This window comes from Ewingella americana ATCC 33852 (assembly GCF_000735345.1).
Lineage (GTDB): Bacteria > Pseudomonadota > Gammaproteobacteria > Enterobacterales > Enterobacteriaceae > Ewingella > Ewingella americana.
This window is the reverse complement of record NZ_JMPJ01000065.1, coordinates 219,181-245,079: the sequence shown is the minus strand read 5'-3', so window position 1 is coordinate 245,079 and position 25,899 is coordinate 219,181. Positions and strand designations below refer to the sequence as shown.

The window sequence follows — 25,899 nt, the reverse complement described above, 5'->3', positions numbered from 1 at the left end:
AACGCATAAATTAAGTAAAAATAGTTTTGCATAGGATCTTTAAGTACATATCCTGTTATGAAAAAAAATGATGCCATTGCAATATATAGCTGCGAGAAGAAAAATACTATCTTAGAAAAAGTTAGCATGCTTGTAAGTTATTCCTGTTATTTCCGGTGAGGAGGGTATCTAGCGATGCTAGATGAATTAATTTCCTTGGTCAATGAACCTAATGTAGATTGGTTTACCGTTAACCTCTCCTGTGATATCACTACCTAAAGTAGATTCCTTCAGCCCAACATAAAATAAACGATCGTCCCATGAAATACATCCTCCGATTGAGCCATTCAAACAGATTTCATCATCGGCTATCCAATACTTAACATCTCCGCTATGTTTGATATATCCAATATTGTTTTTAACAAAAAGAACATCATCACACTCATCTGTAAAGGGATTCCATTTTTCGATAATTTCTTTGCTATTTTTTTGCCAGAATTTTTTTTGTGAATAATGAGAGAGTGGAACATTATCAACTAAAATAACAGTGGACTTGCAATCCTTACTCCAAATTTCACTGTGCTCTGTCGTTTGATAGATTTTATTTATATATCCTTGGCGCATATAGACCGTATAAGACATATAAAATGCGCCAAAAATCAATGCCATGATGGTTGCTTTAAAAATTCTCATTCCGTTATCCTTCTATCCAAAAACTAAATTTTGATTCATTGATGAAAGGCTTAAAGCCATAACTTCGGTATCGCTGAAGAATAAACCAAGAGCAAAACCAAGGAGAGAGTTCGAATATTTTCCCATTTAAATCAGCAATATCCAATCCGAAATGATCCTGGATCTGAAAGGTCAGCCGTGCCTTGAATTTTTTACGACGAGAACTAACAGTTTCAGTTTCCATAATTTCGAAATCATCAAGATATATCTTCGTTGAGTATGTATCATGGATAGTTATGCCCAAACCATTGAACCAATCAAAATCTGTGAATTTTGGAAGAGTAACTTGCTCTGCAATGTCTAATGTGATTTTAATAAAGTCATTACCTTTAAAGACATTGCATTCATTGCCATAAAATATTTGTTGCATGATTTTTTTAATGGTATTAACGCATTCTTTTGTCGTTTTATGTTCCAAGAACGCCTTATTCAGTAATTCGTGACGTAATACGCCGCCTTCATTTTTTCTGAATTTTTCAAGCATGATCTGGATAAGGGGGGCGAACTCACCACTTGCAGTCCAGAAAGCCATGCTGTCCATGCTGGCGAAGTGCTCATCCACTGTTTTGTTAAAATTAAACAGGTTGATCTTAAATTCTTCACCAAATATGTTTACCCGGTTCAGCTTCCCCTGCGCCAGTATTTGCTCTTTGGATAAATCCCCGTAACGCATATCGTCAGCAGTAAAATCATTCATCATATTTTTTGTACTAAAGATGAGTCGACGCTCTGCTTTCTGTAGCTGGATCATCAGACCACGCGGGTCACAATGCCAGACCTGACCCGCTAGCTCATTCTGAGTGCCCACAGGGAGTTTATCGAAAAACGACAGCGCCTTCGCATGCTCCTTCAGCTCGCTGTAGCTCTTCTCACTCATGGGTTCAGGCTGCGAGTCATTCGGTGCTTTCAGCCATGAAAAACGGGTATCGAACGACGCAAAATCCCACTCAAGAGGGAATTTACAGATAAATCGGGTAAAGTCGACATCCTGCTTTTCCCGTGCTTTCTTCACCGTGGCGGAATTGCACTGACCGTCTGGAGTTGCGTCATCATCAATAAGCGCCCAACCCGCCCAGTCAGGGAAATCGGCATCGGTCCAGGCATTCACCGTCGGAGAGGAGACATCCACCCATCCCTCATCGCCTGGGTAGGCCACACGTACCCACTCACTGTAGGTTTTATGTCCGCCGACTGTGGGTGTGGGTTCGCAGATATAGTCCACCGGGATGGCCGTTTCCCCGACAGGCTGGTAATCATCACTGACCTTAATCAGAGTCCGGGTTTTAGCGCCTTCATGGATAACATAGAGTGCTTCTGTGGTGACGCAGCAAGGATAGGCTGACAGCCCATAGGGTGTGCCCCCTTCATAAATAGCGGTACCTTCAGGGAGAAAGAAATAGCGATTGCCATAAGCCGGTTTTACTCTGCCCGGCTCGCTGACGTCAAGGTGACCGTGGTCGCGTCCGCACAACATCTTCAGCATGTCGGAAGAGCAGCACATCTGAAAATGGTATGCGTTGCGCCCGCTGACCATGCCGGTGGTGCCAATGATCTGGCCCCGTCTGACGCGCACTCCCGCTTTACCCTGAATTTCGGGACGTACCTGCTTCATGTGCATGGTCAGCGAGTAAAATACGCACGCTACAGGCTCTTCACCAATGAGTATTTCATGGCGAATAAGTACACATCCGTTATCCGTTGCGCCATCGTAATTCAGCGGTTTTGTATCACGTTTCTCCGTGAGCGCAGGATAGCTGGCATAAATCACCACGCCATCAGCAACGGCTCTCAGAGGATTGGTTAAAGCGCCGGTATCGGTATGGGGAATATGGATGCCACCGTGCCATGACTCCACCCCATTTACCGGAAAACCACGGCGCGGGTCGGCAGGCATCGTCCGCATGACCCATGCGGCATACTCTTCATTATTCTGGCGGGGAAACAGAATGGGCGGTGATATGTGCATCAGTGCATTCCTTGCATATGCAAATGAAAACGTGTTCAGAGCTGGAGGCAGGTCTGCCACTTTATCGTGAGAAGGCAAATCTACGGACATCGAGGCTGATGCTCCAAGATACGTGCGCTTCACTTTACGTACATAGTTCCCTGTGGTGCCATATCCTATTTTTCTTGCTTCAATTCTCAGGTAGCTGCCACCACCGATAAGTCTGAAGCGTTTCTTCCCTGCAAACAGGATGTCACGCACTGCTGTTATGCTCAGTTACTGCTCTGCAAAAAGTCGCATATTGCCGTTCTATGCCTAGATATCCACCGGCCCTTCATTACTGATGAGGCTGAGTTTTCCGGTACGGGTGAACAACCCGATTTTTTCCCGGCCAGCAGGGTAGTGTTCTTCATAGAGCCCGTACTGATATCACCGTCAGCATTCATCACGATGTTTCACGCCGCAGTGAATTTCAGAGCGTGCATAGTTAAATCCATCAACGGGACACCTTCCAGGGTGAAGAGCAAGCCACAGCCAGTTAACACATGTAATAAACAGGAGTTATTGTCTAATGTTTGAACAGCTCAGACAATGATTTTTTGATAAATACCCTGAAAATCAGAATATTGACACAACAGGGGGGTATCAGCCTTTTCAGTGACGGACGGACCGGACAATCACCGGATAACGCCAAAATGTTGATGAATACACTGGGGGGAGAATAATAAGCACCGGCAATTTGCCGCCTGTCAAACGATGGCAGCGAGACCAGAGGGCCAAGAAATCCTAAGACTGGATAGAATAGTTGGGTTGCGGCGTCTGGGTTCAGCACGACCAGAAATCTACCTGCACCCTGAAAAGCAAAAAAACCAGCCCGTAGGCTGGTTTCTCTAAATATGGTGCTCGGACTCGGACAGCGGTGCTTAAGCACCGATGAACAGCGCTTGCGCTGGCCCCGAAGGGGTGAGTCTCAGGATGAGACGAATAATCGAACGCAGTTCGATGAAGAGTCCAAACGCTAGAAAGCAAAAAACCAGCTATTAAGCTGGTTTCTTTAAAGATGGTGCCCGGACTCGGACCGCGGTGCGTCAGCACCGATGAACAGCGCTTGCGCTGGCCCCGAAGGGGTGAGTCTCAGGATGAGACGAATAATCGAACGCAGTTCGATGGAGAGTCCCAACGCCAGATAGCAAAAAACCAGCTGTTAAGCTGATTTCTTTAAATAGTGGTGCCCGGACTCGGAATCGAACCAAGGACACGGGGATTTTCAATCCCCTGCTCTACCGACTGAGCTATCCGGGCAACGGGGCGCATTAAACCGTATTGGGCCTACGTCGTCAACGGCTTTTTTGCGTAAGCGTTAATCGAATCATCCGAATGGTGCTTTTTAATCCAATATGGCCTTGTTCGCCTTGAAGAGTGGGAAAACTCCGGGTTAGCGCCTCAGGAAATTCAGTTAAATTAATAGCTTAAAAATGTTGCATTTTGAGAGGAATTTGGCGGCTTATGGCGCTTGAACCAGCAAGGGAATAGTGACATTATTGCGCCGTTTTATGCCCGTCACTATTTAGGGTATAGGCTAAGAACTTTCCTTTTTCGCGACAGCTCATGAGGGTTGCGGCATGACCGGTTTATCACATCACGCTTCCTGCAAGCGTAAAGCATCGCTGATGAACTCCTCCGGGCGTGGTGAACGTCGCGTTCGCTGTTTTTCTACTTCAGAAGTTCCTTCCATGCGGTAAGGCTACCTTGCTCGCTGTTAGGCATGATTAAAAACAGAGTGTTCTCTGGTTTTACTGATGTCTACCAGACGTGGCTGAGCCTGACCTTCGAACCGTAATCCCTTTGCCTGCTGGCATCGCACTCGCTCGACATCACGCTCACGCACACGTCACTTTGCCGGGCTGGGTCTTTGCGTTTCGCTTTAAGAACCCGCCCATTGCCGTGCCGATTGGCACACCCTCTTACTTAACCGTTTGAGAGTCCTATGAAACTTTTAAAACTTGCAGCAAGTGCCTCCGTGGCCCCTTACATTGAGTCGCACCGCGCGGTGGTGGATCTGCGCCGTGCTGATTATGCCGACGTGGCGGCCATTATTATCTCCGTGAGTGATTTGAACAGCGGCAAGCTGTCGGAGATAAACTCGCTGGGTTTTGGTATCCCGGCATTTGTTGCAGTGCAGGGGGCAGAGCAGGTTTCTCCTGACTATTTGTTGATGCTCAAAGGCGTAGTGACGCTGTCGGATGCCAATCAGGCGTTCTATGCGGCGCAGATTGAAGCCGCCGCGCAGGCTTATGAAGAAGCTTTATTCCCGCCGTTCTTCGATACCTTAAAGAAGTATGTTGAGATGGAAAACGCCACCTTTGCCTGCCCAGGGCATCAGGGCGGTGAGTTTTTCCGTCGCCACCCGGCGGGCCGCCAGTTCTATGACTTCTTCGGCGCCAACATCTTCCGCTCCGACATGTGTAATGCGGATGTGAAGCTGGGCGACCTGCTGATCCACGAAGGTTCGGCCAAAGATGCGCAGAAATACGCTGCCAAGGTGTTCAGCGCGGATAAAACCTATTTTGTGCTCAACGGCACCTCGGCGGCCAATAAAGTGGTCACCAATGCCTTGCTGACTCGCGATGATTTAGTACTGTTCGACCGCAACAACCATAAGTCCAACCACCACGGCGCGCTGTTGCAGGCCGGGGCAACGCCGGTTTATCTGGAAACCGCGCGTAACCCGTTTGGCTTTATTGGCGGAATCGACGCGGCCTGTTTCGACGAAGCTTATCTGCGCAAACAGATTCAAGCGGTGTCTCCGCAGCGCGCCAATGAGAAGCGCCCGTTCCGTCTGGCGATCATTCAGTTGGGCACTTACGACGGCACGATTTACAACGCCCGTCAGGTGGTGGATAAAATCGGCCATCTTTGCGATTACATCCTGTTTGACTCGGCGTGGGTCGGCTACGAGCAGTTCATTCCGATGATGGAGCAGTGCTCGCCGCTGCTGCTGGAGTTGAACGAAAACGATCCGGGCATCATCGTGACCCAGTCGGTCCACAAACAGCAGGCTGGCTTCTCGCAGACCTCGCAAATCCATAAAAAAGATAACCATATCAAAGGCCAGAAGCGCCATTGCAGCCATAAAAAACTGAACAATGCGTTTATGATGCACGCCTCGACCAGCCCGTTTTATCCACTGTTTGCCGCGCTGGACGTAAACGCGCGTATCCATGCTGGCGGCAGTGGCAAGCATATGTGGATGGAGTGCGTGAAGCTGGGGATTGAGACGCGCAAAATGCTGCTCGACCAGTGTTCAATGATCCTGCCGTTCGTGCCGCCGGTGATTGACGGCAAGCCTTGGCAGCATCATGAAACCGAGAAAATGGCCAATGACGTGCGTTTCTTTGACTTCGTGCCGGGGGAGAACTGGCATGCATTTGAAGGCTACGCCGAGAAGCAGTACTTCGTCGATCCTTGCAAACTGCTGCTGACCACACCGGGCATTGATGCCGCCAGTGGTAAATATACCGAGTTCGGTATTCCGGCCACTATTTTGGCTAACTATCTGCGTGAGAACGGTATTGTTCCTGAGAAGTGCGACCTCAACTCGATTTTGTTCTTGCTGACTCCGGCGGAAACCCCGGCCAAGATGCAGCTGCTGGTGGATGAGATCGCGCGCTTTGAGCGTTATATCGAAGAGGACGCCTTGCTGAGTGAGGTGCTGCCGACGGTGTATCGCAAGAATGAAGAGCGTTATCGCGACTACACCATCCGTCAGCTGTGTCAGGAAATGCACAATCTGTACGTCAGTTTTGACGTCAAAGAGCTGCAAAAAGAGATGTTCCGCGAGGCGAGCTTCCCGAAAGTGGTGATGAACGCGCAAGACGCCCACAGCGAATTTATCCGCGACAACGTCGAGCTGGTGCCAATCGGCCAAGCCGAAGGGCGCATTGCCGCCGAAGGTGCGCTGCCGTATCCGCCGGGCGTGCTGTGCGTCGTTCCCGGCGAAATCTGGGGCGGGGCGGTGCAACGCTACTTTATGGCGCTGGAAGAGGGAATCAACCAGCTGCCGGGCTTCTCCCCTGAGTTACAGGGTGTTTACATCGAGAAGAAACCGGTTGGGTGGAAGCGCATCATGGGGTATGTGATAGCGCAATAAATTGGCCTTCAGAAGTACAACAAGATGATGGGCGCGGCTAGGGTGATAGCCGCGCCTTTTTTATCGATATCTATAAGTCGTAGTTATTAGTTCATTATTTAATTCGCATTATATTTATTATTTACCTCTGCTTATTATTTTATTCTGTTTTAATTTATTTTTTATTTCTCAGCTCACCTCCCGTGTAGTTGCATTTAATTCATCATTGTTATAGCTTAATAAATTGTAACTATAAGTGTTTATTAAAACGTTATTGTTATATTTTTGAGTGAGTTTTAATTTTAGTCAGGTTAAATTTAATAATTAACTGCGTAGATATTCTCATTGCAAGGTCGGGGGGTGTCCGGCTTTTATCAACATATAATAATTATATAATCAAATTACATAACTATTTTTTTACTTTTCGATATCAATGGACATGAAATGGAAAAAATTAAAAACATACAATTAATTTTAAGTTTAATTGTAGTGATGTTCGTCGGCGGCTGTCAGATAACTCCCGGTTCCAATCTCACCACCTCAGATAAAAATGTTATTAAACCCACTCAACCTATTGAAGACATAAATAATTTGGTCGATGTTTATCCTATTACGCCCGAGTTATTGGACTCTTTACGACGCACTCCTGTGAAAGCTAAATCGAATAATGAATTGGATGAGGCCGTAAAGAATTACCAATATAAGATTGGTGTGGGCGATGTCCTGATGGTTACGGTATGGGATCATCCTGAATTGACTACGCCAGCAGGGCAATACCGTAGCGCGGGTGATTCGGGAAATTGGGTGCATGCTGATGGGACTATTTTTTATCCTTATATTGGACATATTCACGTTCAGGGGAAAACCGTTTCTGAAGTGCGAAATCATTTGGCCCACAAACTCGCTCGATTCATCGCTTCGCCTCAAGTAGACGTTAGCGTGGCACTTTTCCGTTCACAAAAGGTACATGTCGCTGGCGAGGTTAATCTGAGCGGTCAGCAGCCGATCACCAATGTGCCTCTCACTGTGGTGGACGCCATTAATCAAGCTGGCGGAATAGGCAAACATGCTGACTGGAATAATGTTGTATTAACGAGGAAAGGGAAAGAGTATGTCATTTCATTATATGAGTTGCTTAATAAAGGTAACTTAAGTCAAAACTATTTATTGTTAGATGGCGATATTTTATATATTCCACGGAATGATAATTTGAAAGTATTCGTAATGGGGGAAGTTACAAGGCAAACCACATTAAAGATGGATCGTAGCGGAATGACCTTGACTGAAGCATTGGGGAATGCCGAAGGAATGGATCAAATGACCAGTGATGCTAAGGGGATTTTTGTTATTCGATCTCATCGTGGAGAAAAGGAGAAAATTGCGAGTATTTATCAATTAGATGCCCGAGATGCTACCTCTCTAATTTTAGGAACGGAATTTGAGCTTCACCCTTATGATATTGTTTATGTTACCACCGCGCCGATTAGCCGTTGGAATAGAATTATTAGGCAATTATACCCAACCATAACCAGTGTCCATAGCATGACAGAATCGATTCGATGGGTGGGAAATTGGAAAAATTAAATTTAAACACCATATTGGTTGTGTGTGTTGGAAATGTTTGCCGCTCGCCGATTGGTGAGCGGCTATTGCAAACATATCTTCCTGATTATGCTATAAGTTCTGCAGGGCTGAATGCTCTTTCTGGCCATAATGTGGATCCTAGTATGGCTGAAAGCGCCATTAAGCACGGTATTACGTTGAAAGCTCATTCTGCTCGGCAACTCACTCAGGAATTATGTCGTGAACACGACTTAATACTCGTGATGGAAAAAAAACATATCTGTCAGCTTTCTCACATTGCCCCTGCGGCTCAAGGGAAAACATTTCTATTTGGTCACTGGAGTGAGCAACTGGAAATACATGACCCCTTCCATCGAGAACAAGGCTTTCATGACCAGGTTGTGTTGCAACTACAGAACTGCACTCAGCAATGGCGTAACGCTTTAAAAAAAATTGAAAAATAAACACCTAAGGAAAGACTATGCTTGCTAAAGGCGAATCGCATCAGGATGTGCATGAAGATAACGAGATTGATTTGCGTTATCTATTAGGCGTACTCATTGACGCTAAGAAAATGCTAATAGGGATTGTATTGACATGTTCCCTGCTGGGCTCAATATTCATATGGAATATCCCCGCCGTCTATAAAGCCGATGCTTTGATTCAGCTTGATAAAAGCGCCAGCGGCAGTTTACTCAATGGAATATTTGATTTTGCTAATGGTAATACATCCCCTGCTACCACGGAGATAACCTTAATAAAGTCTCGGTCCATATTGGGTAATACGGTTTCAGCACTCGCGTTGGACAATTTGGTGCGAGAGAATAAATGGCCACTCATCGGCGGGTTATTTCCTCAGGCTACCTCACGCCTCAAGGTGCCTTTATTTACAGTGTCCGACAAGATGCTGGGTAAATCCTTTACTCTAACCCTGATGGGCTCCGACCGATTCTCTTTAAAAGGAGAGGGGATCTCAGCCGAAGGAGTCGTCGGCAGAGAGTTAACATTACCTGAATTGCGCATTCTGGTTCACAACATTGATGCTCCCGAAGGCACAATCTTTATTATAAAAAAAATCAGTCAATTTGCAGCGATGGAGCAGATTAATAAAAATCTGACTGTCGCCGAAACGTCGAAAGACAGTGGCGTTCTGCGGCTCAGTCTATTGGGCCACGACCGGGTCTTAATTCGCCAAATCCTCGATAAATTGAGCGTTGACTACCTCAAACAAAATATCGATCGTAAATCTGAATCAGCCAGTAAAAGTCTGGATTTTTTGCAAAAGCAACTGCCTGAAATCGAGTCTCGATTGGAAAAAAGTGAGGCCAGCCTTAGTCAATATCGGCGGCTAAACGAATCTATTGATTTACCTTTAGAGGCACGGGGTATTTTGGAGGCTGAGGTGGCGGTAACCACACAACTTAATGGGCTGAGATTCGAAGAGGCGGAACTTTCAAAACGTTATACCAGCGCGCACCCGATTTATCGTGCTTTGGATGAAAAGAGAAAGACGCTTTTAGCCAATAAGGCGGCGCTCGAGTTAAAAATTAACGCCATGCCGAAAACACAGCAGAATATTTTACGCTTAACCCGAGATGTGCAGACGGCGCAGGAAATGCATTCGTTGTTAATTAGTAAACAACGCGAAATGGAGATAAAAAAGGTCAGTACGGTAGGGAATGTCCATATCATCGATCCAGCCCAAACTTTACCTAGTCCTGTGGGGCCAAATAAGCCCCTAATGCTGGTGCTCATGCTGCTTTGCAGTTCATTTCTGGCATTAGGTGTCGTGCTGTTAAGAAATGCGTTAAAACGCAGCATCAGCTCCTCACATGAGCTTGAAAAACTTGGTTTAAAGGTCTTCTGTAGCCTTCCGCACTCCAAATATCAAAGCAATACCAAACGCTTTAGCATCAAAAAAGATCTGCCGAGAAAACAGAGCTTATTGGCTCTACAAAAGCCTGATGATTTGGCCATTGAGGCGATCAGGAGTTTGCGAACGGGTCTCTACTTTTTACTAAAAGAAGCCAACAATAAAATTTTGATGGTGGTGGGACCCACCAGTGGGGTGGGTAAAAGCTTTGTGATAAGCAATTTGGCCGTGGTGCTGGTTCAGTCGAACTTACGCGTCTTATTGGTAGACTGTGATATGCGCAAGGGCTGCTTACATCAGGACTTTAAGCTGAAACAGCATCACGGATTGTCGGAGTTGCTCGCCGGTAAGAAAAAGATTGAGGATTGCCTCTACAAGACCGGACTTGCGAACCTCGATTTGATTCCCCGCGGTATTGCTCCGTCCAATCCCTCAGAATTGTTGCTCACGCCACATTTTGCTGAGTTGTGTGGCTGGGCCACTAAAAATTACGATGTGGTTTTATTTGATACTCCGCCGATCCTTGCTGTCAGTGATGCGGCCATAGTCAGTAAATATGCTGGCACCAGTTTAATGGTGGCGCGGTTTGAAGTTACCTCATCCAAGGAAATTGAGTTGGCCATGCAGCGTTTTGAGCAGCAGGGGCATAGAATCTCAGGTGTGGTACTCAATTCGGTCGAACGACGGGTTGCACAATATTTCCAGCACGGCCATTTTGAGAATTACCAATACCAATCTGACGCCAACTTAGCATAAAAAACGGAGACCCTAGGGTCTCCGTTTTATTGAGGCTTTCGCCACAAACTCTCAATCGGTGCTAGTCGACCCGACGATAGCTCTTCTGCGTGGTGTTCACTTTATACAGGTAGCGGCGTGATTCACCCGATGGGTGTTTGGTGGTCAGCGTGGTGTATACGTCGCCCGGCTCCATGCTGTTGATGATGCTAAACGCACGGTTTTTGTCGCTGGAGAAGACGCGCAACACGCTGCCCGCGCCGCCGTTGTAGGCGGTTATCACGGCATAACGTCGAGAAGTTGGGTTGGTGATGTTACCCAGATAGACGTTTTGTAGCATCGCCAGATAGGCAGTACCGGTATTGATGTTGTTTTGTGGATCAAACAGATAGCTGCGGCTCGGCTTGCCCCATTTCCCTTCAGACTTGAACACGTCAACGCCTGCGGAGTGCTGGACAACCTGCATCAGGCCCAGCGCGTCGGCATGACTCACGGCGTATGGGTTGAATGCGGATTCGGTTTGCATAATGGCCAGAATCAGCGACTGGTCGACGCCATATTTGGCGGAGGCTTCACGCACCATAGGCAGATATTTATGCGCACGTTTGTTCAGGTGGTTTGGCACCATCTGAATCGTCACGGAATAGATGATGTGCAGCCCCGACTGGCGGCGTTGCAGCTTGTTCTGGACCAGATAATCGGCAAAGTTAGACGCACGACCCTGCCAGCGAATTGGCTGCCCGGTGTTATCCAAGACCTGACCGTAAAGCATTGGCTCTTTACTGATCTGAATATCATTGGCGTCGGAATAGAGGTCGACATTACCCGGATCATCACCTACCAGCAAGGTGCTGATAATCGCCTGACGAAGGTTGGCGGTAGGGTTGGTTCCGGCAATGGTTTCAATGGTGATGGTACCCGCATCAAAGTTGATGTGGCTACGGGTGTAATATTGATCGCTGTATTTTACGTAGTCTTTAGGACCGGCGATAAGGACTTCATTCAGCCCCCAAATATTCTCGATATTGTGAGCAAATTGGCCCATCAAAATATCGAAGCCATTGGTATCCTTGACATAAGCTTCATTGAACTGGTCTTTTTTGCTCGAACAGGAGATCAGGAGCGGGGCAATGACCAACAGCGCTAAAATTTTCTTCATCTTCAAAGCCGTATCGTGATGAAAGATGTCAGGCGGTTAATTTCGCAAAAAACGGCCTGACGGGTTTTTCTTAATGGAATGTTATCGACGGCAATTATTTTGACGGCGGCGTATAGCCTTCGATATGCACGTCCTGCCCTTCAAACAGGAAATTCACCATTTCCTGTTCCAGCAATTTGCGGTCATCCGGGTTCATCATGCTGAGTTTTTTCTCGTTGATTAGCATGGTTTGTTTGCTCATCCACTGTGACCAAGCTTCTTTAGAAATCTCATTGAAAATGCGTTTACCCAGTTCACCCGGATAAAGCTGGAAGTCCTGACCTTCCGCATCACGTTTTAAAAAGGTACAAAAAATCGTTCTGCTCATGCTGATTCCTTATCGATCATGCTGTTGCGCGACTCTTTCGCCAACTGCGTTAACAAACGCTCTACCGGCGCGGCGAGCCCAACGGATTGTGGTTGCGCTAAGTTATACCAGAGACCCGCACCATCATCCATGCAACCCGGTACTGAGCGCAGATTTAGCCACATTGGGACGATATCCAGATGGAAATGGCTGAAAGTGTGACGAAAAGCGACCTGTTGCTGCAACTGATTAACGGTAACACCGTATTTATGCAGGCCATTTTCCAGCTCTTCTTCGCTGGCAAACTGTGGGAAACAGAATAAACCGCCCCACAGTCCAACTGGCGGACGCTGCTCCAGCCACACATTGTCTTTATGCTGAATCATCAACATAAAGGCCGTTTTCTCTGGCAGGGTCTTTTTCGGTTTTTTGCCGGGATATTGCGCCCAGCTGTTGTGCGCGTAAGCTTCGCACTGCGTATTCAGCGGGCAAAGCTCGCATTTTGGTTTGGAACGGGTGCAAACCATCGCCCCCAAATCCATCATCGCTTGGTTAAACTGCTCAACGCCCTTGGCTGGCGTCACTTCTTCGGCGATGGCCCATAAACGGTTTTCGACCTTCTTCTCGCCCGACCAGCCTTCCACTGCGTAACAGCGCGACAGCACGCGTTTAACGTTGCCGTCGAGAATCGGGTGATGCTGGCCTAATGAGAGAGAAAGCACGGCCCCGGCGGTTGAGCGGCCAATTCCCGGCAGCGCATTGACTGCCTCGAAATCGGTGGGGAACACGCCACCGTGCTCGCTGGCGATGGTCTGCGCGGCTTTATGCAAGTTGCGAGCGCGAGCGTAATAGCCCAGCCCGGTCCACAAATGCAGAACCTCATCCTGTGGTGCGGCGGCGAGATCGCTGACGGTGGGGAAACGCGCCATAAAGCGCTCGAAATAGGGGATCACCGTCGCAACCTGTGTTTGTTGCAACATCACTTCTGACAGCCATACTTTGTAAGGCGTTTTTTCGAGCTGCCACGGTAATGTTTTGCGGCCAAAGCGCTGGTACCATTCGAGTACCGCTGGCGCGAACTGGTTCTGCGCTTGCTTCATAAATGAGTGATGGGTCCGGCAGGATAAATTCAGGGCGGGATCACATCACAGAGTCTGATGGGTGTAAACCGGAAGTTTCCGACCTGTTTCTGGCCGCAACGCTTGCTTATCACCCCTAGGTTTGGATAATGCGCCATTCCTGAATTTGTTGCCCAACCGCGCACTGCTGAAAGAGCACTGCCCAATAGAGTGAAAGCCCTATGAAAAACGACGTCATTTCACCGGAGTTCGATGAGAACGGTCGCGCCATGCGCCGTATTCGCAGTTTTGTCCGCCGCCAAGGCCGCCTGACTAAAGGCCAGCAACACGCGCTCGACAATATCTGGCCGGTAATGGGCGTTGAGTATCAGGCAGAAGCTCTGGATATCGATGCGCTGTTTGGCCGCGCCGCGCCAACCGTGTTAGAAATCGGTTTCGGCATGGGCACCTCGCTGGTCACCATGGCGCAGCAAAATCCTGAACAGAACTTTATTGGCATTGAAGTCCACTCACCGGGTGTGGGTGCATGTTTGATGACGGCTCAGGAAGAAGGGGTCAGCAACCTGCGTGTGATGTGTCACGACGCGGTAGAAGTGCTGGAAAAGATGATCCCGAATGGCTCACTGGACATGGTGCAGCTATTCTTTCCTGACCCATGGCACAAAGCGCGTCATAATAAGCGCCGTATCGTGCAGCCAGCCTTCGTTGAGCTGCTGCGTAGCAAATTAAAAGTCGGTGGCGTGTTCCACATGGCGACCGACTGGGAGCCGTACGCTGAACATATGCTTGAGGTGATGACCAGCCTTGAAGACTGGAAAAACCTGTCGCAAGACAACAATTATGTTCCGCGTCCTGAGTCGCGCCCGGTAACCAAGTTCGAAATGCGTGGCCAGCGTTTAGGCCACGGCGTATGGGATCTGATGTTTGAGAGGAAGCAATAATGGCCACGAATCGTAGTCGTCGTTTACGTAAAAAGTTACACATTGCCGAGTTCCAGGAACTGGGCTTCTCAGTAAAATGGCGTTTCGCGGAAGGCACCCCGGTCGAAACTATCGATGAGCAGCTTGATGCGTTCATCGACGGTGTTATCGAGCCAAACAAGCTGGCGTTTGACGGCAGCGGCTACCTGCAGTGGGAAGGTTTGATCTGCCTGCAGGAAATCGGTCACTGCACCGACGAGCACCGCGCACAGGTTAAAAAATGGTTGGAAGACCATAAAATGGAAGATGTAGAAGTTTCCGACCTGTTCGATATCTGGTGGGATTGATTCTGCCGTCATCCTTCGTGCTGCTTCTGCTGTCTTGATGCAGCGCGAATGCTTTTGGCAGAATGTACAACGGAATTATTAAAGGTGCCTTCGGGGCACCTTTGTCATATCTGGAGTCGAGACGTTGGCAACCGAATTAGATAACCGTTTACTGGAAGATATTCTTGAGCAAGTCCGCCCGCTGATTGGTCGCGGCAAAGTGGCGAATTACATTCCGGCACTGGCTGAAGTCAATCCTGACAATCTCGGTATTGCGGTCTGTACCACGTCTGGAGAGACGTTCAGCGCTGGCGACGCCAACGAGCGTTTTTCCATTCAGTCGATTTCCAAAGTATTAAGCCTGACGCTGGCGCTGACACGCTATCAGGAGAGTGAAATCTGGCAGCGCGTCGGCAAAGAGCCGTCGGGCCAGCCGTTTAACTCCTTAGTTCAGCTCGAGTTAGAGCAGGGCAAGCCGCGCAATCCGTTTATCAATCCCGGCGCGCTGGTGGTGTGCGATTTACTGCAAACTCGCCTTGCCGCCCCTAAGCAACGCATGCTCGAAGTGGTCCGCCAATTGGCCGGACAGCCAGATCTCAACTACGATCGTCACGTCGCGCGTTCGGAATTCGACAATTCTGACCGCAACGCCGCCATTGCCTATTTAATGAAATCTTTCGGTAATTTCGAAAACGACGTTATCACCGTACTTCACACCTATTTTCATTATTGCGCGCTGCGTATGAGCTGTGTCGAACTGGCGCGAACCTTTGCTTATTTGGCGAATAAAGGCCAACCGCTCGACAGCGATGAACCTCTAATTGATGCCAGACAGGCTAGACAAATCAATGCGTTAATGGTCACCAGTGGCATGTACGACGGGGCAGGTGAGTTTGCCTATCGCGTGGGGATGCCGGGCAAGTCTGGGGTCGGCGGCGGTATCATCGCCATTGTCCCTGGCGAGATGTGTATTGCAGTTTGGTCACCCGAACTTGATGCCGCAGGGAACTCTTTAGCAGGAACCGCTGCCTTAGAGAAACTGGCGCAACGAATTGGCCGTTCGATTTTTTAATTGTTTGCTGTTGGAAGGGAGAGAACATGGAATTTAAGACCGGATTGAAAATGAGCATCGCGGGCCTGTTGGCGATGACCGCATGGAGTGCGCAGGCGGACTACCAGTGTAGCGCCAATCCGCAAGACGACGTGGTGATTAAACCGCAAACCGTGCAGGTGGTAGGTGCCAGCGGCAACCTGCTGATCACCCCAAACGGTGATGTCACCCTTAATGGCAAACAGCCGACGCTGAGCGCAAAACAGCGCCAAGAAGCGATTGATTATCAGGCCGCGCTGCGCCGCGACCTGCCGTGGATTGATCAGGGTGCCACCGCGCATCTGGAGAAAGGCCGCGTGGCGATGGATAAAGTCATCGTCGAGAAGCTGGGCAGCGACAGCAACGTGCGCAACCGCCTGACCACTCTCAACACTCAGTTGAAGCAGCAGATGAACCGCATCATCGAGCACCGCAGCGATGGCCTGACTTACCACTACAAAGCCGTGGATCAGGTGAAAGAGGATGGGCGTCGTATTCTCGAACAGAGCATGGGCGGCGTGATGCAAGACAGCCTGAACGAAATGGGCGTCAAGCAGGCAACCAGCGGCGGCAACCCGCTGCAAGCCGTGATGGGCAATCTGGGCGGCTTACAGCAGGCTGTGCAGAATGAGTGGAGCAAGCAGGAGCAGGACTTCAAAACCTTCGGCGACGACGTATGTAAACGTGTTACTTCGCTCGATACCCAGCACAAGACTTTATTGGCAAGCCTGAAGTAATTGCGCCATTAATCGCGCCATAATTTATCGCTAATCGCGCCACAATCGCGCCACTTTTCCCGGTTGAAGTGGCGCGATTAGGTGTAAAAGTGGCGCAATAGTGGCGCGATTTTGATAATCGCGCCATTCTCAACTCGCCAGCGCAATCAGCTGTGCATCAAAACTTGATGATGTTGCCATCCGCCACATGCGGCTGTAGAAGTCGCTTTCTATCTTATCTTTCAGCAGTGCGCCGGGTTCCAGATAGTAGTAGATATCCGCGTAGACCTTGATTTCCGTTGACGTGATGCGGCGCAGCATATGGTGCGACGTTAGCTGCTCTGGGCGGCTGACGCCAGCTGCGGCTAGCATCTCGGCCAATGCTTTGACGGTGTTTTGGTGGAAATGGTAAACCCGCTCGGCCTTGTCCGGCACGACTAAGGCTTTCTGACGCAGGCTATCTTGAGTGGCGACGCCGGTCGGGCAGCGGTTGGTGTGGCAGCTCTGCGACTGAATGCAGCCGACGGCAAACATAAAGCCGCGCGCCGAGTTCACCCAGTCCGCCCCCAGCGCCATGACGCTGGCGATATCAAAGGCGCTGATCATCTTGCCGCTGGCACCAATCTTGATTTTATTGCGCAGGTTACAGCCGGTCAGGGTGTTGTGTACGAACAGCAGCCCTTCGCGCAGCGGCATCCCCATATAGTTCGACAGCTCGAGCGGTGCCGCGCCGGTGCCGCCTTCTTTGCCATCAACTACGATAAAGTCCGGCAGGATCTTGGTTTCTAGCATGGCTTTGGCGATAGCCACGAATTCCCACGGGTGACCAATGCACAGCTTGAAGCCGACAGGTTTGCCGCCGGAGAGCTCGCGCAGCTTGGCGATGAAATGCATCATCTCGCGCGGATTGCTAAACGCGCTGTGAGAAGCCGGAGAGATGCAATCCACGCCCTGCGGCACGCCGCGCGTTGCGGCGATTTCGGCATCCACTTTCTTGCCCGGTAGGATCCCGCCGTGGCCGGGTTTGGCGCCCTGACTCAGTTTTATCTCGATCATTTTGACCTGAGAGCTTTTTGCCTGACGGGCAAACTGCACCGGATCAAACTCGCCGTTCTCGGTGCGGCAGCCGAAATAGCCGCTGCCCAGCTCCCACACGAGGTCGCCTCCGTGTTCGCGGTGGTAACGGCTGATGCTGCCTTCGCCGGTATCGTGGTAGAAATTGCCCATTGAAGCGCCTTTGTTCAGAGCGCGAATGGCGTTGGCCGAGAGCGCGCCGAAGCTCATGGCGGAGATATTAAATACCGAGGCGGAGTAGGGCTGCTGGCAGTCCGGGCCGCCAATCTCGACGCGGAAGCTTTCGGGGTCTGACACCGGCACGGGCTGCATCGAGTGGCCGATGCACTCATAGCCGGTTTGGTAGACGTCCAGCAAGGTGCCAAAAGGCTTCTCGCCCATTTCGTTCTTGGCGCGGCGATAGACCAGCGTGCGCTGGGTGCGCGAGAACGGGAGCTCTTCATTATCTTCTTCCAATAAATACTGGCGCAGCTCGGGGCGAATAAATTCAATCAAAAAGCGTATGCGGCCAATCACCGGATAGTTACGGCAAATCGAGTGGCGCTTCTGCACCACGTCCCAGCAGCCAAGCAGGCTCAGCGCGCCGAAGATCAAGGTGACTATCCACATGCCTTCAATGCGAGAGAGGTAAAACAGACTGACGAGGGTGATTAGCAGGCACAGCGTAAAGCAGGTGTAGCGGCTGAATAGAGAGACTTTCATGACAGCTCCTGTCGTTTTATCTTGCGGATGCAGTTGTCTACTGCTTAACCACAGAGTACTGACAGGAGCTGGATGTTATTTGATTGTTAGTGGCAGATTGCTTTTGGTTACATTTAATTAACTTCTATTCATCCAAAAACAGTTCCAACAAAGAGTTGAGGAACAGCTTGCCGTGCTCGGTAATTTGCCAGTGAGAATCCGTTTCGAGCAGATAATTTTTGGCGATAGCTTCGTCCAGCTGCGGGCGAATGGTGGACTCTTCCAAACCGGTATAAATCGCAAACTCTTCGCGCGGGGCGGCTTCCAGCAGGCGAAAACGGTTCATAAAGAACTCAAACGGCAGCTCGACGGTCTCCACCTGATGCTGTTTATCCATGTAGCGCCCCTGCATATAACCCCGTGGATGCTTGGTTTTCACGGTACGCAAAATCTGCCCGTCGGGCTGAGTTAGCTTGCCGTGTGCGCCACAGCCAATGCCGAGGTAATCGCCAAAACGCCAATAGTTGAGGTTGTGCTGGCACTGATAACCGGGCTTGGCGTAGGCCGAGGTTTCATATTGCTGATAGCCCGCGGCGGTCAGCAACTGGTCGCCCTGCTCGAAGATATCCCACAGCGCGTCGTCGTCCGGGAGCTTTGGCGGGCGTGAAGCGAACATGGTATTAGGCTCGATGGTGAGCTGATACCAAGAGAGGTGCGGCGGGTTAAGGGCAATCGCCTGACGCAAATCGTCCAGCGCCTCTTCCAGCGTCTGGTCCGGCAAACCGTGCATTAAGTCGAGGTTGAAGCTGCGCAGCCCGAGGCCGGTCGCCAGATGCGCGGCGCGTTTGGCTTCATCAGGGCCGTGAATGCGCCCCAGACGTTCCAGCTTTTGCGCACTAAAGCTTTGCACACCAATTGAGATGCGATTGACACCAGCGCGCTGGTAGCCGCTGAAGCGGTCTGCTTCCACCGTGCCGGGGTTGGCTTCCATGGTGATTTCAGCATCCGCTGCCAACGGCAGGCGCGCACGCACGCCGTCGAGCAGGTTTTGCATCGCTTGCGCACTGAGCAAACTTGGGGTTCCGCCGCCGATAAAAATGGTCTTCACCTCGCGGCCCGCGGTCAGATGCAGGTCAGCATCCAAGTCTGCCAGCAAGTGCGCCACATAATCGTCGTGCGGCACTTCACCTTTCAGCGCGTGTGAATTGAAATCGCAGTACGGGCATTTCTGCACGCACCACGGGATATGGATGTAAAGACTAAGCGGCGGTAACTTACGCATTCTTCTGGGTTTTCTCTTTCATAGCGGCAAGCAGTAATTTCAGTGCCTGCCCGCGGTGGGATACCGCGCTTTTCTCTTCACGGGTCAACTCAGCGGCGGATTTACCCAGCGCCGGAACCTGGAAGATAGGGTCATAGCCGAAGCCGCCTTTGCCCGCTTCGGCAAACAGAATTTCGCCGTCCCAGCTGCCGTGACAGACGATTGGCGTCGGGTCTTCGGCGTGGCGCATATAAACCAGCACGCAGTGGAACTGGGCACCGCGCTGGCTCTGCGGCACGTCTTTCAGGGTGACCAGCAGCTTATCGAGATTCTGCTGATCGCTGGCTTCTAAACCGGCATAGCGCGCGGAGTAGATGCCCGGCGCGCCGCCCAAGATGTCCACGGCTAAGCCGGAATCATCGGCGATGGCGGGCAGGCCGGTGATGGCTGCAGCGTGGCGCGCTTTCAAAATGGCGTTTTCGATAAAGGTCAGGCCGGTCTCTTCGGCTGACTCCACGCCAAGCTCGGTTTGCGCCACGACATCAAGGCCGAAGTCAGCTAACAGGTGGGCGAGTTCGCGCACTTTGCCGGGGTTGCCGGTCGCTAAGACTACTTTTTGCATGAGATTTTATCCTGATGAAGCGACTTACTTGCCCTTTGCGGGCCTCAGTCCGGCTTTATTGTCCTGAGAGTTAACGATTATTTTGCGAGCAACGTCGCGACTTCGGTCGGTATCTGTTGCGGATTTTCAATGCGGACTTGTTTGTGGCGGCCCAATTCGCCTTTCTCAATACTGACCTGACTTTTGGCGACTTTAAACTGTTTGGCGAGGTATTTCACCAGATGTGTATTCGCTTGACCATCAACCGGCGGGGCGGTGATGGCGACTTTGAACTCGTCGCCATGCAAACCAATCAGGCCGTCGCGGCTGGCTTTCGGCTGAATAACCAACCGTAAAACCAGTGCGTCGGCCTGCCAGCAAACCGGGTTTAGAGCAGGAACCACAGCTCACCCAGTAGATCCATGCCGAGATAATTCAGCATATAGAGGATAAGGATCACCACCATTGCTGAGAAGTCGATACCACCCATCGCAGGCAAAAAGCGACGGATCGGCGACATTAGTGGCTCGGTCAACTGCATCAACACGTAGTCCATCGGCCCACGGCCCTGACTGACCCAGCTCATCAGCGAGCGGATGATAATCAGCCAGAACACCAGATAGCCCGCCGACTTCACCAGCGCAATCAGGCCAAACAGCAGGTTGTAAGGACTAAGTGAAATCCCTCCGCCCTGAATCAATAGCAGCAGCGGGTACTTAATGGTCATCAGCAAGAAGGCCAGCAGCAGCGAGGCGCTGTCGATTGGCCCCAGCGGCGGAATAATGCGACGCAGCGGCCCAATGATTGGCTGGGTGATTTTCACCACGAACTGTGAGAACGGATTGTAGAAATCGGTCCGCGCCCACTGCATCCAGATGCGTAATAGTAAAACCATGACATACAGGTCAATCAGGGTCTTAACCAAGAAAGTCAGCGTTAACATGCGTTACCCTTGTGTTTGCCCGGCATCTTGCGAGATGGCTCGCAGGAGTTCGGGCATCAATATTTTTATATGTTCAGAATGATGAATTAGAACAGTTTTTCCATTTCCTGCGCGCGTTTAATGGCAGCTTGCATGGCTTGAGAAACAATTTCTGGCAACTTCTGATCGGTGAAGACTTTCAGCGCTTCGAAGGTCGTGCCGCCTTTGGAGGTGACATTCTCGCGCAGGGTGGACAGTGGCGTGTCCGGGCTGGCGGCCACCAGTGCTGACGCGCCGCTTGCCGCTTGCTCGACCAGCATACGCGCCGTGTCGGTGCTGAAACCTAAACGCTCGGCTTCGGCTTGCATCGCTTCCATAAACAGGAAGAAATAGGCCGGAGCACTGCCTGCGGCGGCGATAACGTGGTTGATGCCGTCTTCGCTATCAACCCAGCACACTTTGCCGACGGCGGTCATCAGGTCGCTGGTATAGTCGCGATCCTGCTGGCCCACTTCCTCTGGCGCATACAAACCACTCATACCCTGACCGACCAGCGACGGAGTATTTGGCATGATGCGCACGATATTCAGATTGTCGCCAAGCAACTCCTTGAAGCGCGCGACCTTCACGCCTGCGGCGATTGACAGTACCAGTTTCCCGCTAAAATCCACGTCCTTTTGCAGTGTTTTACATACATCTGCCATCAGCTGTGGTTTGACGGCCAGCACCACAACGTCGGCTTCTTTGGCGCAGCCAATATTGTCGTCGCTGCTTTTCACGCCATATTTTTCCGCCAGCGGGTCGCGGTTTTTGCCCGAAGGGGCGCACACGCTGATTAAGTTTGCCGGGTAGCCGCTTTCAATCAGGCCAGAAATGATGGCACCTGCCATGTTACCGGCGCCGATAAAACAGAGTTTGCGATGTTGCATGAGGCTCCTTGCTAGCTTGATGCTGGATTTTTATAGGATATGGGGATGAATGTGACTAAGCGTAGTCACGCGCACCAAATATTGCGGTACCGATTCGCACCATAGTGCTGCCAGCAGCGATTGCGGCAGGCATGTCATCGGTCATTCCCATCGACAGCGTGTCGGCCTGCGGGTAGCGCTGGCGTAGGGCGTCAAAGGCTTCGCGCATCTGGGTGAACACCGCCAACTGACGTTGATAATCGGTTTCAACGGCCGGAATCGCCATTAAGCCGCGCAAAACAAGATTGGGCATCTGGCTTATCTGTTCAGCTAAGGCGTCGATGTCACTCAGCGCAATGCCTGACTTGCTGGCTTCATCGCTAATATTAACTTGAATCAATACGTTAAGCGGCGCTAAGCCTGCCGGACGCTGCTCATTCAGTCGCTGGGCGATCTTCAGGCGATCGACGGTATGGCACCAGTCGAAATTCTCCGCTACCAGACGGCTTTTATTGGATTGCAGCGGGCCGATAAAGTGCCACGTCAAAGCAGGCTGGTGCCCGGCAAAGTGCGCAATCTTCTCCACGCCTTCTTGAACGTAGTTTTCACCGAAGGCCAACTGCCCGGCTTCAATGGCTTTTTCGACGTCGCTCGCAGGTTTAGTTTTGCTGACTGCAAGCAGCGTAATTTCTTCCAGAGGCCGCTCGCAGCGCTGTGCAGCGGCTGCGATTTTCTCACGGACATCCTGTAGGTTCTTCCCAATAGCGTTGTGCTGACTAAGGCTCATAGTGACTCAGGAGGTTTTAAAGTGGATATCAATGGATTTGTGGAGCGTAGTGTAAAGCAAAATGCGTCAGATCTGCACCTCTGCGCCGGACATCAACCGATGTTACGCACGCAGGGAGAATTACGGCCGTTGCAGGGGGCGCCCAAAATAAGTGCCGAAAACATGCGCTGGCTGAGTGACATCTGGCTGGAACCCCAACAGTTGGAGGAGTTGCAGCGGGAAGGGCAGGCCGATTGCGCCATTACTCTGGGCACGGGCCAGCGCATCAGGGTGAATTTCTTCAAACAACTTCATGGCCTGTCAGCCGCGCTGCGCCGAGTGCCGGACAAGTGCCCGCAGCTGGAGCAGCTACACGTGCCGGAGGTATTGGCCGAGCTGGCGACCCAAGAGGACGGGCTGATACTGGTCACTGGCGCTACCGGCAGCGGTAAGTCCACCACCCTTGCGGCGATGATTGACTACCTTAATCGAAGCCGGGCGCGGCACATCATCACGCTGGAGGACCCAATTGAGTTTGTTCACCACAGCAAGCGTTGCCTGATCCAGCAGCGCGAGCTGGGCCGCCATACGCGATCCTTTATCGAGGCGATACGCGGCGCGCTGCGTGAGGACCCGGACGTGCTGCTGCTGGGCGAATTACGCGACGCAGAAACCATCCGTTTGGCCCTGACCGCCGCCGAAACCGGCCACTTAGTGCTAGCAACGCTGCACACCCGCAACGCCACTCAGGCGGTGGATCGGCTGGTGGATGTCTTTCCGGCGGAAGAGAAAAATTTTGTCAGAACTCAGCTGGCAGGCAGCCTGCGCGGGATTATCGCGCAAAAGCTGGTAGCCGGAACTCAGGGAGAGAGGGTGGCGCTGTTTGAAGTGCTGACTTCAACGCCCGCCGTGGGCAATTTAATTCGTGAGGGGAAGACGCATCAGCTGGCAGATATTTTGCAAACCGGCGGTAAGGCCGGAATGCAAACCTTCGAGCAGAGTCGCTCACAGCGCGTGGCTAGCGGGCTTATTGCTCCGCCGCCGGTTGACTCCACTGCTTCTCAAACCAGCTTTCCAGAATGATGACGGCGGACGCGGCGTCCACGCTGCCTTTGTCTAAAGCACGGAATCCGCCGCGATCGAACAGGTCTGCGCGGGCTTCGACGGTGCTCAGGCGTTCGTCATGCAACTCAACCTGAACGCCAAAACGGCCATGCAGGCGATTGGCGAACTTGCGGGCGCGGGCGGTAAGAGGCTGCTCGGTGCCGTCCATATTGAGTGGCAGGCCAACCACCACCAGATCGGGCAGCCACTCTTTCAGCAGCTTCTCAATTTTCTGCCAGTCCGGGGTGCCGTCTTGGGCTTTGAAGGAGGTCAGTGGGCGAGCAGTGCCCGTAACTTCCTGACCGATGGCCAGCCCGATACTTTTGGTGCCGAAATCGAAAGCGAAAACCGTGCGGTTAGCCATTATGCGTGACCTGCGTGGGTGGCGAGCTGGCTGACGTCAATGCCAATCATCTTCGCCGCTTCGCGCCAGCGCTCGGCAATCGGCGTGCGGAACAGGATGTCGCTGTTGGCTTCGATGGTCAGCCATGCGTTGTCCAGCAGCTCTTTCTCCAGCTGGCCTTGTTCCCACGCGGCGTAGCCCAGAGCCACTAACACGTCTTTCGGCTGTTCAGGCGTACCCAGTGTCTCAAGTACGTCTTTCGAGGTGGTGATCATGGTGGTGTCGGAAATCTGAATGCTGGAGCCAAATCCGGCGCGCGGCGTGTGCAGAATAAAACCGCGATCGTCAGCCAGCGGGCCGCCGGAAAACACCGGGCGGTCAAGGCGAATGGCGGGATCGCGCGGCGAAGGCGTGATCTCTAATTTATCGAGTACGTTTTCTACGGTGAAATCTTCCACCAGTTTATTAATCACCAGACCCATTGCGCCGTCTTCGTTATGTTCGCAAACATAAACGACCGAACGCTTGAACGTGGGTTCATCCAGTCCGGGCATGGCAATAAGGAAGTGATGTTGTAAGTTCATGGTATGTAAGATTTAACCTTAAAAATAAGCGCCATGGCGTAGGAGTACGCCATGGCTTAGGCAGGACATTTATGACATTAAAGCAGAATGGCTGAAATTAGCGATTTGCTAAACGCTTTTCGATAGCGTCCATCAGCATCCCGGTAACAGAAATCGGGAATGCGGCTTCAATTTCACGGGCGCAGGTTGGGCTGGTCACGTTAATTTCAGTCAGGCGGTCACCAATGATGTCCAGACCGACGAAAATCAGGCCTTTCTCTTTCAGGATTGGTGCGACTTTGCGAGCAATAGCCCAATCGCTTTCGCTTAACGGGCGAGCTTCGCCACGGCCACCGGCGGCCAAGTTACCACGGGTTTCGCCCTGAGCCGGGATACGCGCCAGACAGTAAGGAACAGGTTCGCCGTCGACCACCAGAACGCGCTTGTCACCGTCTTTGATAGCAGGCAGGTAGTTTTGCGCCATGCAGAAGCGGCTGCCGTGTTCGGTCAGGGTTTCAATGATAACCGAGACGTTGGCGTCTTCTGGTTTCAGACGGAAGATTGACGCGCCGCCCATGCCGTCCAGCGGCTTGAGGATCACATCAGTGTGCTCTTTATGGAAAGCTTTAAGCTGTGCCGCATTGCGGGTCACCAGCGTGTCTGGCGTCAGTTCTGGGAACCACGCGGTGAACAGCTTCTCGTTACAGTCGCGCAGGCTCTGCGGCTTGTTAACGATAAGCGTGCCTTTCTCTTCTGCGCGCTCAAGGATGTAAGTGGCGTAGATGAATTCGGTATCAAACGGCGGATCTTTACGCATCAGGATCACGTCCAGATCTTGCAGTGCGATATCCTGCTCGGAGCCGAACTCATACCAGCTGTCGTAGTCCTGCTTGACGCTCAGTTTACGGGTCAGAGCACGTCCTTCACCGCCGCGCAGATACAGAGAGTCCATCTCCATATAGTGCAGTTCATAACCGCGACTTTGTGCTTCCAGCAGCATGCCGAAGCTGGTGTCTTTTTTTGATATTAATGGACGAAATTGGGTCCATTACGATGCCAAGCTTGATCATGGGTATTCTCCGAC

Annotated in this window: 23 protein-coding genes, 1 tRNA gene and 1 pseudogene; 9 read left to right on the top strand and 16 right to left on the bottom strand. The window is 51.2% G+C overall.

Annotation, left to right across the window (positions count from 1 at the left end; all coding sequences use genetic code 11):
- Nucleotides 1-186: 186 nt before the first annotated feature.
- From GEAM_RS15485 to GEAM_RS15475, 3 genes are all read right to left on the bottom strand, one after another.
- Entirely contained in the window at nt 187-672 is a 486-nt protein-coding gene (locus tag GEAM_RS15485; protein WP_034793154.1) for a DUF943 family protein, read from the bottom strand.
- A 4-nt stretch (nt 673-676) separates the two neighbouring features.
- Nucleotides 677-2,917, bottom strand: a complete 2,241-nt coding sequence (locus GEAM_RS15480) for a DUF3289 family protein (protein ID WP_244956641.1) — start codon at nt 2,915-2,917, stop codon at nt 677-679.
- A 965-nt stretch (nt 2,918-3,882) separates the two neighbouring features.
- Nucleotides 3,883-3,958, bottom strand: a tRNA-Phe gene (locus GEAM_RS15475).
- Between the two features lie 685 nt (nt 3,959-4,643).
- Here GEAM_RS15475 and speF point away from each other — a divergent pair.
- The 4 genes from speF to GEAM_RS15455 all read left to right on the top strand — a co-directional run bounded on the left by speF (nt 4,644) and on the right by GEAM_RS15455 (nt 10,977).
- Nucleotides 4,644-6,806, top strand: coding sequence for an ornithine decarboxylase SpeF (gene speF / locus GEAM_RS15470; protein ID WP_034793149.1), 2,163 nt, complete (start codon nt 4,644-4,646; stop codon nt 6,804-6,806).
- A 423-nt stretch (nt 6,807-7,229) separates the two neighbouring features.
- Nucleotides 7,230-8,369 carry a polysaccharide export protein gene (locus GEAM_RS15465; protein WP_034793146.1) on the top strand — a complete coding sequence of 380 codons (1,140 nt, stop codon included), beginning with the start codon at nt 7,230-7,232 and terminating at the stop codon, nt 8,367-8,369.
- Nucleotides 8,357-8,812 (top strand): arsenate reductase/protein-tyrosine-phosphatase family protein, encoded by a 456-nt coding sequence (locus tag GEAM_RS15460; RefSeq protein ID WP_244956642.1) that lies wholly within the window; start codon nt 8,357-8,359, stop codon nt 8,810-8,812. The genes GEAM_RS15465 and GEAM_RS15460 overlap by 13 nt, the downstream gene beginning before the upstream one ends.
- A gap of 17 nt (nt 8,813-8,829) precedes the next feature.
- Nucleotides 8,830-10,977, top strand: a complete 2,148-nt coding sequence (locus tag GEAM_RS15455; protein ID WP_034793132.1) for a polysaccharide biosynthesis tyrosine autokinase — start codon at nt 8,830-8,832, stop codon at nt 10,975-10,977.
- 61 nt (nt 10,978-11,038) lie between these two features.
- On the opposite strand, the gene mltC is transcribed toward GEAM_RS15455, so the two are convergent.
- The 3 genes from mltC to mutY form a co-directional block, all read right to left on the bottom strand.
- Nucleotides 11,039-12,115 carry a membrane-bound lytic murein transglycosylase MltC gene (gene mltC, locus GEAM_RS15450; RefSeq protein WP_034793130.1) on the bottom strand — a complete coding sequence of 359 codons (1,077 nt, stop codon included), beginning with the start codon at nt 12,113-12,115 and terminating at the stop codon, nt 11,039-11,041.
- A gap of 94 nt (nt 12,116-12,209) precedes the next feature.
- A complete protein-coding gene (locus tag GEAM_RS15445; RefSeq protein ID WP_034793128.1) occupies nt 12,210-12,482 on the bottom strand; it encodes an oxidative damage protection protein in 273 nt (90 codons plus the stop codon).
- Nucleotides 12,479-13,561, bottom strand: a complete 1,083-nt coding sequence (gene mutY, locus GEAM_RS15440) for an A/G-specific adenine glycosylase (RefSeq protein WP_034793126.1) — start codon at nt 13,559-13,561, stop codon at nt 12,479-12,481. Before mutY ends, GEAM_RS15445 begins: the two co-directional genes overlap by 4 nt.
- Nucleotides 13,562-13,761: 200 nt before the next feature.
- Between mutY and trmB the strand changes: the two genes are divergently transcribed.
- The 4 genes from trmB (at nt 13,762) to GEAM_RS15420 (ending at nt 16,613) form a co-directional block, all read left to right on the top strand.
- On the top strand, nt 13,762-14,481 hold the full coding sequence (gene trmB, locus GEAM_RS15435) for a tRNA (guanosine(46)-N7)-methyltransferase TrmB (RefSeq protein WP_034793125.1): 720 nt from the start codon (nt 13,762-13,764) through the stop codon (nt 14,479-14,481).
- Complete coding sequence (locus tag GEAM_RS15430) at nt 14,481-14,807, top strand: YggL family protein (RefSeq protein WP_034793122.1); 327 nt, start codon at nt 14,481-14,483, stop codon at nt 14,805-14,807. Before trmB ends, GEAM_RS15430 begins: the two co-directional genes overlap by 1 nt.
- A 124-nt stretch (nt 14,808-14,931) precedes the next feature.
- Nucleotides 14,932-15,858 carry a glutaminase B gene (gene glsB / locus GEAM_RS15425; protein WP_034793119.1) on the top strand — a complete coding sequence of 309 codons (927 nt, stop codon included), beginning with the start codon at nt 14,932-14,934 and terminating at the stop codon, nt 15,856-15,858.
- A 26-nt stretch (nt 15,859-15,884) separates the two neighbouring features.
- Nucleotides 15,885-16,613, top strand: a complete 729-nt coding sequence (locus tag GEAM_RS15420; RefSeq protein WP_034793114.1) for a YggN family protein — start codon at nt 15,885-15,887, stop codon at nt 16,611-16,613.
- A 129-nt stretch (nt 16,614-16,742) separates the two neighbouring features.
- Here the strand turns inward: GEAM_RS15420 and GEAM_RS15415 are convergent, their stop codons facing one another.
- From GEAM_RS15415 to GEAM_RS15385, 7 genes are all read right to left on the bottom strand, one after another.
- On the bottom strand, nt 16,743-18,368 hold the full coding sequence (locus tag GEAM_RS15415) for an FMN-binding glutamate synthase family protein (protein WP_034793111.1): 1,626 nt from the start codon (nt 18,366-18,368) through the stop codon (nt 16,743-16,745).
- A gap of 124 nt (nt 18,369-18,492) precedes the next feature.
- Complete coding sequence (hemW, locus tag GEAM_RS15410; RefSeq protein WP_034793108.1) at nt 18,493-19,629, bottom strand: radical SAM family heme chaperone HemW; 1,137 nt, start codon at nt 19,627-19,629, stop codon at nt 18,493-18,495.
- Nucleotides 19,622-20,230, bottom strand: coding sequence for an RdgB/HAM1 family non-canonical purine NTP pyrophosphatase (rdgB, locus tag GEAM_RS15405; RefSeq protein ID WP_034793107.1), 609 nt, complete (start codon nt 20,228-20,230; stop codon nt 19,622-19,624). The genes hemW and rdgB overlap by 8 nt, the downstream gene beginning before the upstream one ends.
- Nucleotides 20,231-20,307: 77 nt before the next feature.
- Nucleotides 20,308-20,613, bottom strand: coding sequence for a DUF167 family protein YggU (gene yggU, locus GEAM_RS15400; protein ID WP_034793106.1), 306 nt, complete (start codon nt 20,611-20,613; stop codon nt 20,308-20,310).
- Nucleotides 20,598-21,152: a YggT family protein gene (locus GEAM_RS15395; protein WP_034793103.1), complete on the bottom strand. Its 555-nt coding sequence runs from the start codon at nt 21,150-21,152 to the stop codon at nt 20,598-20,600. The genes yggU and GEAM_RS15395 overlap by 16 nt, the downstream gene beginning before the upstream one ends.
- Nucleotides 21,153-21,238: 86 nt before the next feature.
- The gene (gene proC / locus GEAM_RS15390) at nt 21,239-22,060 is read right to left on the bottom strand and encodes a pyrroline-5-carboxylate reductase (protein WP_034793101.1); all 822 of its coding nucleotides are present in this window, start codon (nt 22,058-22,060) and stop codon (nt 21,239-21,241) included.
- A 55-nt stretch (nt 22,061-22,115) separates the two neighbouring features.
- A complete protein-coding gene (locus GEAM_RS15385) occupies nt 22,116-22,826 on the bottom strand; it encodes a YggS family pyridoxal phosphate-dependent enzyme (protein ID WP_034793098.1) in 711 nt (236 codons plus the stop codon).
- A gap of 21 nt (nt 22,827-22,847) precedes the next feature.
- Between GEAM_RS15385 and GEAM_RS15380 the strand changes: the two genes are divergently transcribed.
- Nucleotides 22,848-23,888 carry a type IV pilus twitching motility protein PilT gene (locus GEAM_RS15380; RefSeq protein WP_034793095.1) on the top strand — a complete coding sequence of 347 codons (1,041 nt, stop codon included), beginning with the start codon at nt 22,848-22,850 and terminating at the stop codon, nt 23,886-23,888.
- Here GEAM_RS15380 and ruvX read toward each other — a convergent pair.
- The 3 genes and pseudogenes from ruvX to gshB all read right to left on the bottom strand — a co-directional run bounded on the left by ruvX (nt 23,833) and on the right by gshB (nt 25,885).
- Nucleotides 23,833-24,273 (bottom strand): Holliday junction resolvase RuvX, encoded by a 441-nt coding sequence (gene ruvX, locus GEAM_RS15375; protein WP_034793092.1) that lies wholly within the window; start codon nt 24,271-24,273, stop codon nt 23,833-23,835. The genes GEAM_RS15380 and ruvX overlap by 56 nt on opposite strands.
- A complete protein-coding gene (locus GEAM_RS15370; RefSeq protein WP_034793091.1) occupies nt 24,273-24,836 on the bottom strand; it encodes a YqgE/AlgH family protein in 564 nt (187 codons plus the stop codon). The genes ruvX and GEAM_RS15370 overlap by 1 nt, the downstream gene beginning before the upstream one ends.
- Nucleotides 24,837-24,933: 97 nt before the next feature.
- A pseudogene (gshB, locus tag GEAM_RS15365) lies at nt 24,934-25,885 on the bottom strand (glutathione synthase).
- Nucleotides 25,886-25,899 lie beyond the last annotated feature (14 nt).